Raw genomic sequence first — 13259 nt, forward strand, 5'->3', positions numbered from 1 at the left:
CCCCGCCCCTCTGCCGGTCCGTTGGTGGCCGGATCACGGCGTGCGGGGCCGGGGTTTACTACCCGTCGGTAGGCACCGGTCGGTCGAGCAGCTCCACCATGGCGCGCAGCCCCCGGGCGAGCCCGTGCCCGTCCGGCGCCCCCTCCGGGTCGGTGAGGGCCTGCACCATCACCCCGCTGAGCAGGGCGATGTGCAGCGAGCCCAGGCTGCGGGCGTCCTCCTCGGAGATCTCCTCCGCCGGCACCCCGCGCAGCGCCGCGGCCACCATCCGCCGGTTCTTGCGCTGGCTCTCGGCGAGTACGGCGAGCAGCTCGGGCGAGGACTGCGCGTGGACGAAGGCCTCCACCGAGGCGAGCCACAGCCAGCGCATCTCGCCGAAGTCCCGGATCTTGCGGTCCCAGGTGTCGGCGTACCGCTCCTCTGAGGTGTCGCCCTGTCCGGTGAGCCGGCCGGCGCCGGCGGCCCATTCGTCCATGGCGGCGAAGAGCGCCTGGTTGAGCAGCGCCTCGCGGGAGCCGAAGTGGTAGCCAATCGCGGCCATGCTCACCTTCGACGCCGCGGCGATGTCGCGCACGGTGGTGCGCAGATAGCCCTTCTCCTCCAGGCAGCGGCGTGCTCCGGCCAGCAGGTCCTCGCGATTTCCCATGCCGGGATGGTAGCCGCGACCCCGTTTTGCGCACCCGCCCAAGACATACGTATTGCACGCTTGCCCAAATGCTGGCAGGCTGAAGGCGGCGAAGGGGGCGGCAATCCGCCGCCCCCGGATCGAACGGGGGATCACACATGCGCCACGCACTGATGATCGACGGCCGCACACTGTCCTACCTGGACTTCGGGGGCCCCGGCCGCCCGCTGCTCGCCCTGCACGGCGGCATGTCCGAAGCCGCCGCCTGGACCGGCCTCGCCGAGGTCCTCGGCGACGAGTGGCGGGTCATCGCCCCCGACCAGCGGGGCCACGGCGACTCCGACCGGGCCGCCGAGCACAGCCGGGAGGGCTACGTCTCCGACGCCGTCGCCCTCCTCGACCACCTCGGCCTCGACTCCGTCGCCGTCGTCGGCTTCTCGCTGGGCGCCATGAACGCCTACCACCTCGCCGCGCGGCAGCCCCACCGGGTCAGCGCCCTCGTCAACACCGAGGGCCCCGTCGCGATCGCCCCGGGCGGCACGAACCCGTTCGCCTTCCTCCACGGCCTGCCGTACGCCGCCGGCACCCGCGAGGAACTCCTCACCGCCCTCGGCCCGATGGCCCCGGCCTACGCGCCCGCACTGCGCCCGCTGCCCGGCGGCGGCTGGCGGCTGCCGTTCCACCCGCAGGACGTCCTCGACACCATCGCCGCGGCCGCCCACGACAACTGGGACGCCTGGCTGGCCACCGCCTGCCCCGCCCTCCTCGTCCACGGCCGGCGCAGCGCGGCCCTGCCGCAGGCGCAGGCCGACGCCATGGTCGCCCGGCGCCCCCACACCGCCTACACCGGCCTGGACACCGAGCACTTCCTGCCGTTCCAGGACCCGCAGGGCTTCCACGAGGCCGTCAGGAAGTTCCTGGCAGGCCTGTGATCCGGCGGCGGCCCGCGCCCCGTGGCCACGGGGGTGCCACCGGGCACGGGCCGCCGCACGGGCCGCAACACCGGTCGGCAACGCCGGCCGGCAGCACCGGCCGGCAGCACCGGCCGGCAGCAATGGCGCACGGGAAAGCCGAAGGGGCGGCGGGCCGGTCAGGCCCGCCGCCCCTCCGGGCGTGCGGCGGTACGGCCGAAGCCGCGCTCGCCTACTTGATGACGGTGATGCGGTCCGCGGCCGGCGGGGCGATCGGGCTCGCCGCCGAGGACTTCGCCAGCAGGGCGTTGAAGGCGTCCAGGTCGGACGCGCCCACCAGCTTGTTCTTGTGCTCCTTCAGGACGGTGAAGCCGTCACCGCCGCCCGCGAGGAACTCGTTCATCGCGACCCGGTAGGTCTTGGCGGGGTCGATCGCCGCGCCGTTCAGCTTCACCGAGTCCGCGACGATGCGGTCCGCGCCCGACTTCGTCATGTCCAGGGTGTAGGTGAAGCCCTTCGAGACCTGCAGGATCTTCGGGTTCACGCCGTTGACCGGGCCGCTGACCTGCTGCTGCAGCGCGGTGATCAGCTGGGCGCCGGTCAGGTCCACGATGTTCAGCAGGTTGTTGAACGGCTGGACCGTGTACGACTCGCCGTAGGTGACGACGCCGTCGCCCTCCGCGCCCGAGGCCTTGTAGGCCAGGTCGGAGCGGATGCCGCCCGGGTTCATCAGGGCCAGCTGCGCGCCGCCCTTGTCCGCCGGGGCCGTGGCCTCCAGCTGCGCGTCCGCGATCAGGTCGCCGAGCGGCTTCTCCGGCGCGTCCAGGCCGCGGCCCGGGACGTCCGCCGAGATGTAGCCCATCGGGCGGTTCGCGACCGGGGCGGCCAGCGTCTTCCAGCGGTCGATCAGCTCGGTCATGTCCGGGGCCTTGGGCACGTCACGGGTGACGACCTTGTTGACCGGCTTCGGCGCGAGCGCGGCCGTGCGGACGATGTCCTTGGTCTGCCGGTCGTACGTCAGCGTGGTGTCGGTGAACAGGCGGCCCAGGGAGGCGGCCGAGGTCACCATGCGCGGGTTGCCCGCCGGGTCCGGGATGTTGCAGGCGTACGCCTGGTGCGTGTGGCCCGTGACCAGCGCGTCGACCTTCGCGTCCACGTTCTTCGCGATGTCCACGATCGCGCCGGAGATGCCGGCGCCGGCACCCGGGACGTTGCAGTCGTAGTTGTACGCGCCGTTCGCCGGCAGGCCGCCCTCGTGGATCAGGGCGACGATCGACTTCACGCCCTGCTTGTTCAGCTCGGCGGCGTACTTGTTGATCGTCTCGACCTCGTCGCCGAACTTGAGGCCCTTGACGCCCTCGGCCGTCACGACGTCCGGAGTGCCCTCCAGGGTGACGCCGATGAAGCCGATCTTGACGTCCCCCTTCTTCCAGATCCAGGTGGGCGACATCATCGGGCGCTTGGTCTTCTCGTCCACGACGTTCGCGGCGAGGTACTTGAACTCGGAGCCGGTGAACTCCTTGCCCATCTCGAAGCAGCCCTCGACCGGGTGGCAGCCGCCGTACGCCATGCGGCGCAGCTCCTGCTTGCCCTCGTCGAACTCGTGGTTGCCGACGCTGGACACGTCCAGCTTCAGCTTGTTCAGCGCCTCGACGGTCGGCTCGTCGTGGAACAGGCCGGACAGCATCGGGCTGCCGCCGATCATGTCGCCGGCCGCGGCGGTGATGGAGTACTCGTGGCCCTTGCGGGCCTCGCGCAGGCTGGTGGCCAGGTATTCGACGCCACCGGCGGGTATGGCCTTGGTGGTTCCGTCCGCCTGACGCTCGGTCACGGTGCCGGAGGAGCCCTGCGGGGGCTCCAGCGTGCCGTGGAAGTCGTTGAACGACAGCAGCTGCACGTCGACGGTGCGGCCCTTGCCGGCACTGCCTCCACTCGCGGCACCGGCCGGCAGTGCGGCGGCGACCAGCGCGCCGGAAGCGGCCGTGGCGGCCGCCGCGATGAGGGTCAACCGGCGGGTTCTGTGGTGCCGTTGTGGCGTCGCTGACATTTTGTCCCCTTATGAATCAGCGGTAAAGCATGGAGGTCTGGCGCAGCCTACGGTCAACGCGCGTAGCACCAACAGGGGGGTGGGGTATCGAGCTGGTTAACACCCCGACACCACCGCCCCGGCCCCCCGCCGCCGTACGCTCGGACCATGACTGACGACGCAGCAGCGGCCCTGGAGCCGGGACGCCAGATCCAGACCCTCGACGAACTGACGGAAGAGCAGGCCGACGCCGTCATCGAGCTGATCGAGGACGCGGCCCGCACCGACGGCACCACCGCCGTCTCCGAGCAGGGCCGGCTCCAGCTGCGCGGCGGCCGCCGCGAGGGCATCCGGCACTTCCTGCTCACCGAGAAGGGACGGCTCGCCGGATACGGCCAACTGGAGGACACCGACCCGGTGGAGGCACCCGCCGCCGAACTCGTCGTGCACCCCGCCCTGCGCGGCCGCGGCCACGGCCGGGCCCTCGGCTCGGCCCTCCTCGCCGCCTCCGGCAAGCGGATCCGCGTCTGGGCGCACGGCGGCAAGTCCGCGGCCCGCCACCTCGCCCAGGTCCTCGGCCTCACCCTCTTCCGCGAGCTGCGCCAGCTGCGCCGCCCGCTCGGCCCCGACGCGCCCCCGCTGCCCGAGCCCGCCCTGCCCGCCGGGGTGACCGTCCGCACCTTCGTGCCCGGGCAGGACGACGCGGCCTGGCTCGCCGCCAACGCGTCCGCGTTCGCCCACCACCCCGAGCAGGGCTCGCTGGCCCAGCGCGACCTCGACGACCGCATGGCGCAGCCCTGGTTCGACCCGAAGGGCTTCTTCCTCGCCGAACGGGAGGGCGAACTCGTCGGCTTCCACTGGACGAAGATCCACACCGCCGAGCAGCTCGGCGAGGTCTACGTGCTCGGCGTCCTGCCCGGCGCCCAGGGCGGCGGCCTCGGCAAGGCCCTCACCGCGGTCGGCCTCCAGCACCTGGCCGCCGCCGGCCTGCCCACCGCGATGCTCTACGTCGACGCCGACAACCCGGCGGCCCTCGCCGTCTACGAGGGCCTCGGCTTCAGCACGCACGAGGTCGACCTCATGTACCGAACGGAGAGCTGAGCGTCATCACCCGTACGGGCCTCCCGGGCGCACCGGGGCCCGTACGGGTGCATTCCGGAGCGAAGCTGACGTACTCGTGCGCGATCCGGAGCCTGGAAGCCATGCGCCATTCACCGGACCTTAAGACGCGCTTGCGAATCTCCGTGCATGCAGCCCCGACTCCGACTGACCGCGGCCCCGTCCGACGCGCCCGTCCTGCCGCGTGCGCGGAACAATGGAGTCATGAGCCAGAAGCCCAGCGCAGGGCCCACCGAGGTCCCCGCCCAGCACCCGTCGTCCACGTCCGCCGCGGCGGACACCGGCTCGCCCGCCGCGCACGCCAGACTCGGCTCCATCGCCGCGCACCGGCCGCACGCCAGCGGCCTCGAAGCCGATCTCGCCCCCGAGATCGACACCGACATGGACGCCTACGAAGACAAGGACGGCGAGGAGCTCCCGCACGGGCGGTTCCTCGACCGCGAGCGCAGCTGGCTGGCCTTCAACGAGCGGGTCCTCGAACTGGCCGAGGACCCCGCCACCCCGCTCCTGGAGCGCGCCAACTTCCTGGCGATCTTCGCGAGCAACCTCGACGAGTTCTTCATGGTCCGCGTCGCCGGCCTCAAGCGCCGCATCGCCACCGGCGTCGCCACCCGCTCCGCCTCCGGCCTGCAGCCCCGCGAGGTCCTCGACCTCATCTGGACGCGCTCACGCGAGCTCATGGCCCGCCACGCCGCCTGCTACCAGCACGACATCGCCCCCGCACTCGCCGAGGAGGGCGTCCACCTCATCCGCTGGCCCGACCTCACCGAGAAGGAGCAGGCGCGCCTCTTCACCCTGTTCCGCAACCAGATCTTCCCGGTGCTGACGCCGCTGGCCGTGGACCCCGCGCACCCCTTCCCGTACATCTCCGGCCTCTCCCTGAACCTGGCCGTCGTCGTGCGCAACCCGGTCAGCGGGCACCGCCACTTCGCCCGCGTCAAGGTGCCGCCGCTGCTGTCGCGCTTCCTGGAGGCCTCCCCGCAGCGCTACGTCCCGCTGGAGGACGTCATCGCCGCGCACCTAGAGGAGCTCTTCCCCGGCATGGAGGTCCTCGCGCACCACATGTTCCGGGTCACCCGCAACGAGGACCTGGAGGTCGAGGAGGACGACGCCGAGAACCTCCTGCAGGCCCTGGAGAAGGAGCTCATGCGGCGCCGCTTCGGCCCGCCGGTCCGCCTGGAGGTCGAGGAGTCCATCGACCCCGGCGTCCTCGACCTGCTGGTCCAGGAGCTGAAGATCTCCGCCGCCGAGGTCTACCCGCTGCCCGGCCCGCTGGACCTGACCGGCCTCTTCGGCATCGCCTCCCTGGACCGGCCCGAGCTCAAGTACCCGAAGTTCGTCGCCGGCACCCACCGCGACCTCGCCGAGGTCGAGTCCGCCTCCGCGCCCGACATCTTCGCCGCGCTGCGCGAGCGGGACGTGCTGCTGCACCACCCGTACGACTCCTTCTCCACCTCCGTCCAGGCCTTCCTGGAGCAGGCCGCCGCCGACCCGCACGTCCTCGCGATCAAGCAGACCCTGTACCGCACCTCCGGCGACTCCCCCATCGTCGACGCGCTCATCGACGCCGCCGAATCCGGCAAGCAGGTCCTCGTCCTCGTCGAGATCAAGGCCCGCTTCGACGAGCAGGCCAACATCAAGTGGGCCCGCAAGCTGGAGGAGTCCGGCTGCCACGTCGTGTACGGCCTGGTGGGCCTCAAGACCCACTGCAAGCTCTCCCTCGTCGTCCGCCAGGAGGGCGACACGCTGCGCCGCTACTCCCACGTCGGCACCGGCAACTACCACCCCAAGACCGCCCGCCTGTACGAGGACCTCGGCCTGCTCACCGCCGACCCCCAGGTCGGCGCGGACCTCTCCGACCTCTTCAACCGGCTGTCCGGCTACTCGCGCCGCGAGACCTACCGCCGCCTCCTCGTCGCACCCCGCTCGCTGCGCGACGGCCTCATCGCCCGCATCGACAAGGAGACCGCCCACCACCGGGCCGGACGCCCCGCGTACGTGCGCCTCAAGATGAACTCCGTCGTCGACGAGGCCCTCATCGACTCCCTCTACCGGGCCTCCCGGGCCGGGGTCCCCGTCGACATCTGGGTCCGGGGCATCTGCGCCGCGCGCCCCGGGGTCCCCGGACTGTCGGAGAACATCCGGGTCCGCTCCGTCCTCGGCCGCTTCCTGGAGCACTCCCGGGTCTTCGCCTTCGGCAACGGCGGCGAACCCGAGGTGTGGATCGGCAGCGCCGACATGATGCACCGCAACCTCGACCGCCGCATCGAGGCACTGGTGCGGGTCACCGACCCGGCCCACCGCGCGGCGCTGGACCGGCTCCTGGAGACCGGCATGTCCGACTCCACCTCCTCCTGGCACCTGGGCCCGGACGGCGAATGGACCCGGCACAGCACCGACCACGAAGGCCAGCCGCTGCGGCACGTTCAGGAGATGCTCATAGACGCCCGGAGGCGCCGGCGTGGCTCTGCCAAACCATGACCTGACAGCGACCGCGAGCGGCGGGGGCTCCGCGGGGGACGTGCTCGGCGCGTACCTGCGGGCCCAGGCCACCGCCTTCCTGCGCGGCCTCAGGCTGCACGAGGAATGCGGGGCCGACGCCGCGGACGGCGCCGACGCGGCGCGCGGCCTGCGGGGGGCCGCGCGCCGGATCAGCGGATCCCTGGCGACCTTCCGCGCGGTCACCGACTCGTCCTGGGCCGACGGGCTGCGCGGCGAACTGGCCTGGCTCGCCTCCACCCTGGCCGACGAGCACGCGTACGCCGCCCGGCTGACCCGGCTGCTGGACGCGCTGCACCGGCTGTCGGGCTCGCCGGAGGTCCCCGCACCGCGCGGCACCCCGGGCGCGCTGACCGTGGGATCGGCGCGGGCCGCCGCGCTGCTGGAGCGGCAGCTCACCCTGGCCCGGACCCGGGCCCACTCCGCGACGCTGCACGCCCTGGGATCGTCCCGGTTCCACGCGGTGGCCGACGCCGTGGCCGTCCTCGCCTCCGAGGTGCCGCTGGACGTGGTCGCCGCCCGGGGGCGGGTCGAGGACGTGCTGGTCCCGCTGGCCGAGGTGACGCGGGACCGGCTCACCACGGCCGTCGCCGCGCTCCCGCCCGCCGCGGAGGGCCACCCGTACCTGCCCGACCACGACGGCGTCTGGCACGAGGTGGGCCGCCTCCTGCGGATCCACCGCTACGCCGGGGAGGTCCTCGGCGAGGACGCGGCCCGGCTGACCGCCGCCGGCGAGGCCCTGGACCGGCACCTCGACGCCGCCGAGGCGGCCGCCGCGTCGGCCGCCGCCGCCCGCACCCCGCGCATCGCCCCGGCGACCGCGTACGCCCTCGGTGTGCTCCACGCCGCCCAGCGCCACGAGGTCGGGGCGGCCCGCCTCACCTTCCACACCCTCTGGCACCCGGTGGCCGCGGCCGCGGCCCCCTGACCGCCGACGCACACCCACGCACCGCACCCCGCGGCGGGATCCGGCGAGATCCTTGCCGCGGGGTGCGGTGCCGTTCGTTTTCGGCCAAGCTGGTCTCGGTGCCCGGCCCGGACCGTGGTCACCCGCAGTGACCACGGCGCCGTATGCCGCCGTGGTGGCCGTCGAGGCCGTGCGCGTCACGGCCTCGACGTGGACGGGCATGCCCGCAGCACGGACCGGAGTCCGCCGACGGCAGCCCACTGCCCCGGACGGAATTCGGGAGCGGAGCGGAAGGCCGGTCGGAGGCAGTACGCGCGGCTGATGCCGGCCGGTCGCGAAGTGGCCGCAAAGACGGACGGCGCCGATGGCGGCACCGGAATTCCCGCCGAAAGACGGGGCAGGGGTCGACGGTCCGCTTCGCGCACCCGGTTCCGGCGGCGCCCGCCGCCGGAACCGGTGCGATTCCGCCGCCGGCGCGGACGTCCGCAGCCACCGCGAGCGAGGGGGATTCCTTGAGCACAGACAACCCGGCTCCCGTGTTTACCGGGGATTCCGATCCCGCCACACCTCCCCTTATTGCGGCAGGGCCGTCGGGAAGGTATTTCCCGCGCCTGCATTCACGCCACACGGGCCGAATTCCACCTGCCGGGGAATTCCCGTTCGGGAAACCGTTCCGGCCGTCGGCGGCACCCTCCGGATCCCGATCATGAAAGGATCCGTACCGCGCCACCCGCCCCGCCGGACTGCACTCGCCCGTCCGTCGAGGTTCACCTTCCGTTCACCTTCCCCCGTCGATCGCTTCACCTGATCTGCCTAATTTCGGTGGTGCAACGAGCGCGCCGCTGGCCGGATCGAGCAGCAGCAGCCCTCACATCCGACGTAGTCCTCTTCGCACGCCGCCCCGATCACCGAAAGCGGCCGGCGGCTTCTGGAAGGAACACCCCAAACAGTGAAGCTTCAGCGCAAGAACATGCTTCGTGCCTCCGCCCTCGGCGCGCTTGTCGTGTCCGGCGCCCTGGTCCTCACGGCGTGCGGCTCGGACGACAACAGCAACAACGGCGGCAGCGCCAGCGGCAAGCCGTCCGTCGCGGCCGGCGACGTCAAGTGCGGCGACGCCAAGGGCAAGCTGCTCGCCTCCGGTTCCTCGGCGCAGAAGAACGCCGTGGACCTGTGGGTCAAGAACTACATGGCCGCCTGCCAGGGCGTCGAGGTCAACTACAAGTCCTCCTCGTCCGGTGAGGGCATCGTCGCCTTCAACCAGGGCAGCGTCGGCTTCGCCGGCTCGGACTCCGCGCTGAAGCCCGAGCAGGTCGAGGAATCGAAGAAGATCTGCACCGGCGGCCAGGGCATCAACCTGCCGATGGTCGGCGGCCCGATCGCCATCGGCTTCAACGTCGCCGGCGTCGACAAGCTGACGCTCGACGCCCCCACCCTCGCGAACATCTTCAACGACAAGATCAAGAAGTGGGACGACGAGGCGATCAAGAAGCTGAACCCCGGCGTCACCCTGCCCTCCACCGCGATCCAGGCCTTCCACCGCTCCGAGGACTCGGGCACCACCGAGAACCTCGGCAAGTACCTGAAGGCCGCCGCCCCCGACGCCTGGACCTACGAGGCCTCCAAGAAGTGGCCCGCCCCCGGCGGCCAGGGCGCGTCCAACTCCTCCGGCGTCGCCTCCCAGGTGAAGACCGTCGACGGCGCGATCGGCTACTTCGAGCTCTCCTACGCCAGCTCCCAGAACATCAAGACCGTCGACATCAACACCGGCGCCGCCGCCCCGGTCAAGGCCGCCGCCGACAGCGCCTCCAAGGCCATCGCCGCCGCCAAGGTCACCGGCACCGGCTCCGACCTGGCCCTGAAGCTCGACTACGCGACCAAGGCCGAGGGCGCCTACCCGATCGTCCTGGTCACCTACGAGGTCGTCTGCGACAAGGGCAACAAGGCCGAGACCCTGCCGACCGTGAAGTCCTTCCTCGGCTACGCCGCCTCGGACGCCGGCCAGAAGGTCCTGTCCGACAACGGCTACGCCCCGATCCCGGCCGAGATCAACACCAAGGTCCGCGAGGTCATCAACTCGCTGTCCTGAACCCCTGAGCCCCTGGCCGGCCGGTTCCCGTCCGAACCGGCCGACCAGGGGCCCCTCCCCCGTCCCGCGGGGGATCCGGTGCACCGCCGCCAGGGGGCCTGCCCCCGTCCAGACCGGAAAGACCATGGCTTCCACCACACCCACCCAGATAGACACGCCTCCGCCTGTCTCCACGAGCGGAAAGCCCACCGGCCGCGCCGGTGACGCGATCTTCTCGGCCCTCTCCAAGGGCTCCGGGATCCTGCTCCTGGTGATCATGGCGTCGATCGCCGCCTTCCTCACCTACCGCGCCTCGATCGCGCTGTCGAAGAACGAGGGCAACTTCCTCACCACCTTCGACTGGAACGCGTCGGCGAACCCCCCTGTCTTCGGCATCGCCGTCCTGCTCTTCGGCACCGTCGTCAGCTCGATCATCGCGATGGCCATCGCGGTTCCGATCGCCGTCGGCATCGCCCTCTTCATCTCGCACTACGCGCCGCGCAAGCTGGCCGGCCCCCTCGCCTACGTGATCGACCTGCTGGCCGCCGTGCCGTCGATCATCTACGGCATCTGGGGCGCCCTCTTCCTCGTCCCGTACCTGGGCGGCCTGAACCTCTGGCTGGACGAGTACATGGGCTGGACCTACGTCTTCGACAAGACCCAGGTCGGCGTCGCCCGCTCCCTCTTCACCGTCGGCATCCTGCTCGCGATCATGATCCTGCCGATCGTGACCAGTGTCAGCCGCGAAGTCTTCCGCCAGGTCCCGCGCATGAACGAGGAGGCCGCACTGGCCCTCGGCGCGACCCGCTGGGAGGTCATCCGCATGTCGGTGCTGCCCTTCGGCCGTTCCGGCGTCATCTCCGCCTCCATGCTCGGCCTCGGCCGTGCGCTCGGCGAGACGATGGCCGTCGCCACCGTCCTCTCCCCGAGCTTCCTGATCTCCGGGCACATCCTGAACCCGGGTGGCGGCACGTTCGCCCAGAACATCGCCGCGAAGTTCGACGAGGCCAACGAGTTCGGCCGGGACGCGCTGATCGCCTCCGGTCTCGTCCTCTTCCTGCTCACCCTGCTGGTCAACGGCGCCGCTCGCATGATCATCGCGCGCCGCAAGGAGTACTCGGGGGCGAACGCCTGATGAGCCACGCAATCCAGGACCAGCGGCCCGTCCGGGCCGACAAGTCCCCCGCCGGCGGCAGCCTCACCCGGGGCGGCCTCCCCCGCTGGGCCCCCGCCGCCATCGGCGCCGCCGCGATCGCCGTCGGCTGCGGCCTCGGCGCCGTCTTCGGACTCGGCAGCAAGGTCCAGTGGGGCCTGCTCGCCGCCCTCGCGTTCGTCGTGATCACCTACGTCGCCAGCGCGGTCGTCGAGAACCGCCGCCAGGCCAAGGACCGTGTCGCGACCTCCGCCGTCTGGGTCTCCTTCCTGCTCGCGGTCATCCCGCTGCTGTCGCTGATCTGGACCACCGTCAGCCGCGGCATCAAGGCCCTCGACGGCGGCTTCCTCAGCCACTCGATGAACGGCGTGACCAGCTTCGAGGCCGGCGGCGGCGTCTACCACGCCCTGCTCGGCACCATCGAGCAGATCGCGCTGGCCACCCTGATCGCCGCCCCGATCGGCCTGCTGACCGCCGTCTACCTGGTCGAGTACGGCAAGGGCAAGCTCGCCAAGGCCGTCACGTTCTTCGTCGACGTCATGACCGGCATCCCGTCCATCGTCGCGGGCCTGTTCATCCTGACGACCTGGAACCTGATGCTCGGCTTCGGCCCCTCCGGCTTCGCCGGCGCGATGGCCCTGTCGATCCTGATGATGCCCGTCGTGGTCCGCTCCACCGAGGAGATGCTCAAGCTCGTCCCGAACGAGCTGCGCGAGGCCGCCCTCGCCCTCGGTGTGCCGAAGTGGCGCGTGATCCTCAAGGTGGTCCTCCCCACCGCCATCGGCGGCATCGCCACCGGCATGATGCTGGCCGTCGCCCGCATCGCCGGCGAGACCGCCCCGATCATGCTGCTGGTCTTCGGCTCCCAGCTGATCAACGGCAACCCCTTCGAAGGCGCCCAGTCCTCGCTCCCCCTCTACATCTGGGAGCAGTACAAGGTCGGCAGTGACGCCTCCTACGACCGGGCATGGGCCGCAGCGCTCGTCCTGATCGCCTTCGTCATGATCCTCAATCTGGTGGCCCGCGGCATCGCCCGCTGGAAGGCCCCGAAGACCGGTCGCTGACGCGACTGCATGAAAGCGAAGTGACCCTCATGGCCAAGCGAATCGACGTCAGCGGTCTGTCCGCCTTCTACGGCGCCCACAAGGCCATCGACGACATCTCGATGACCGTCGAGCCCCGCTCCGTGACCGCCTTCATCGGCCCGTCCGGCTGCGGCAAGTCCACCTTCCTGCGCACCCTCAACCGCATGCACGAGGTCACCCCCGGCGGCCGCGTCGGGGGCAAGGTGCTCCTGGACGACGAGAACCTGTACGGCCCCGGCGTGGACCCGGTCGCGGTCCGCCGCACGGTCGGCATGGTCTTCCAGCGCCCGAACCCCTTCCCCACCATGTCGATCTTCGACAACGTGGCGGCGGGCCTGCGCCTGAACGGCAAGCACAAGAAGGCCGACCTCGCGGACATCGTCGAGCGGTCCCTCAAGGGCGCCAACCTGTGGAACGAGGTCAAGGACCGCCTGAACAAGCCGGGCTCCGGCCTCTCCGGCGGCCAGCAGCAGCGCCTGTGCATCGCCCGCGCCATCGCGGTCGAGCCCGAGGTCCTGCTGATGGACGAGCCCTGCTCGGCCCTCGACCCGATCTCCACCCTCGCCATCGAGGACCTGATCGGCGAGCTGAAGGAGCGCTTCACGATCGTCATCGTGACGCACAACATGCAGCAGGCCGCCCGCGTCTCGGACCGCACCGCGTTCTTCAACCTCGCGGCGGTCGGCCAGCCCGGCAAGCTCATCGAGATCGACGACACGGACCGCATCTTCTCCAACCCGTCCGTCCAGGCGACCGAGGACTACATCTCGGGCCGCTTCGGCTGATCCACGGACCGCGGCTCTGCCGCACGGACGTCCTGCGGTGCTGCATGGCGGTGCCACCGCAAGGCGAAGGGCCGGCTCCCCCTG

Annotated in this window: 10 protein-coding genes; 8 read left to right on the forward strand and 2 right to left on the reverse strand. The window is 71.4% G+C overall.

Annotation, left to right across the window (positions count from 1 at the left end):
• Positions 1-58 precede the first annotated feature (58 nt).
• On the reverse strand, positions 59-646 hold the full coding sequence (locus ACIQUT_RS28060) for a TetR/AcrR family transcriptional regulator (protein WP_403566704.1): 588 nt from the start codon (positions 644-646) through the stop codon (positions 59-61).
• A gap of 137 nt (positions 647-783) precedes the next feature.
• On the opposite strand from ACIQUT_RS28060, the gene ACIQUT_RS28065 reads away from it, so the two are divergent.
• Positions 784-1557, forward strand: a complete 774-nt coding sequence (locus ACIQUT_RS28065) for an alpha/beta fold hydrolase (protein WP_403566705.1) — start codon at positions 784-786, stop codon at positions 1555-1557.
• A gap of 211 nt (positions 1558-1768) precedes the next feature.
• Here the strand turns inward: ACIQUT_RS28065 and ACIQUT_RS28070 are convergent, their stop codons facing one another.
• Entirely contained in the window at positions 1769-3583 is a 1815-nt protein-coding gene (locus ACIQUT_RS28070; RefSeq protein WP_403566707.1) for a bifunctional metallophosphatase/5'-nucleotidase, read from the reverse strand.
• A gap of 147 nt (positions 3584-3730) precedes the next feature.
• Here ACIQUT_RS28070 and mshD point away from each other — a divergent pair, with 147 nt between their 5' ends.
• The 7 genes from mshD (at position 3731) to pstB (ending at position 13175) form a co-directional block, all read left to right on the forward strand.
• Positions 3731-4663, forward strand: a complete 933-nt coding sequence (gene mshD, locus ACIQUT_RS28075) for a mycothiol synthase (RefSeq protein ID WP_403566708.1) — start codon at positions 3731-3733, stop codon at positions 4661-4663.
• Between the two features lie 222 nt (positions 4664-4885).
• Positions 4886-7162, forward strand: coding sequence for an RNA degradosome polyphosphate kinase (locus ACIQUT_RS28080; RefSeq protein ID WP_403566710.1), 2277 nt, complete (start codon positions 4886-4888; stop codon positions 7160-7162).
• The gene (locus ACIQUT_RS28085; RefSeq protein WP_403566712.1) at positions 7143-8108 is read left to right on the forward strand and encodes a CHAD domain-containing protein; all 966 of its coding nucleotides are present in this window, start codon (positions 7143-7145) and stop codon (positions 8106-8108) included. Before ACIQUT_RS28080 ends, ACIQUT_RS28085 begins: the two co-directional genes overlap by 20 nt.
• A gap of 928 nt (positions 8109-9036) precedes the next feature.
• Complete coding sequence (gene pstS, locus ACIQUT_RS28090; protein WP_403566713.1) at positions 9037-10173, forward strand: phosphate ABC transporter substrate-binding protein PstS; 1137 nt, start codon at positions 9037-9039, stop codon at positions 10171-10173.
• Between the two features lie 124 nt (positions 10174-10297).
• Positions 10298-11287 (forward strand): phosphate ABC transporter permease subunit PstC, encoded by a 990-nt coding sequence (gene pstC / locus ACIQUT_RS28095; protein WP_403566715.1) that lies wholly within the window; start codon positions 10298-10300, stop codon positions 11285-11287.
• Positions 11287-12369, forward strand: coding sequence for a phosphate ABC transporter permease PstA (pstA, locus tag ACIQUT_RS28100; protein ID WP_403566717.1), 1083 nt, complete (start codon positions 11287-11289; stop codon positions 12367-12369). The genes pstC and pstA overlap by 1 nt, the downstream gene beginning before the upstream one ends.
• Positions 12370-12398: 29 nt before the next feature.
• Complete coding sequence (pstB, locus tag ACIQUT_RS28105; RefSeq protein WP_403566718.1) at positions 12399-13175, forward strand: phosphate ABC transporter ATP-binding protein PstB; 777 nt, start codon at positions 12399-12401, stop codon at positions 13173-13175.
• Positions 13176-13259 lie beyond the last annotated feature (84 nt).

Source organism: Streptomyces sp. NPDC090445, assembly GCF_044769385.1.
Classification (GTDB): domain Bacteria; phylum Actinomycetota; class Actinomycetes; order Streptomycetales; family Streptomycetaceae; genus Streptomyces.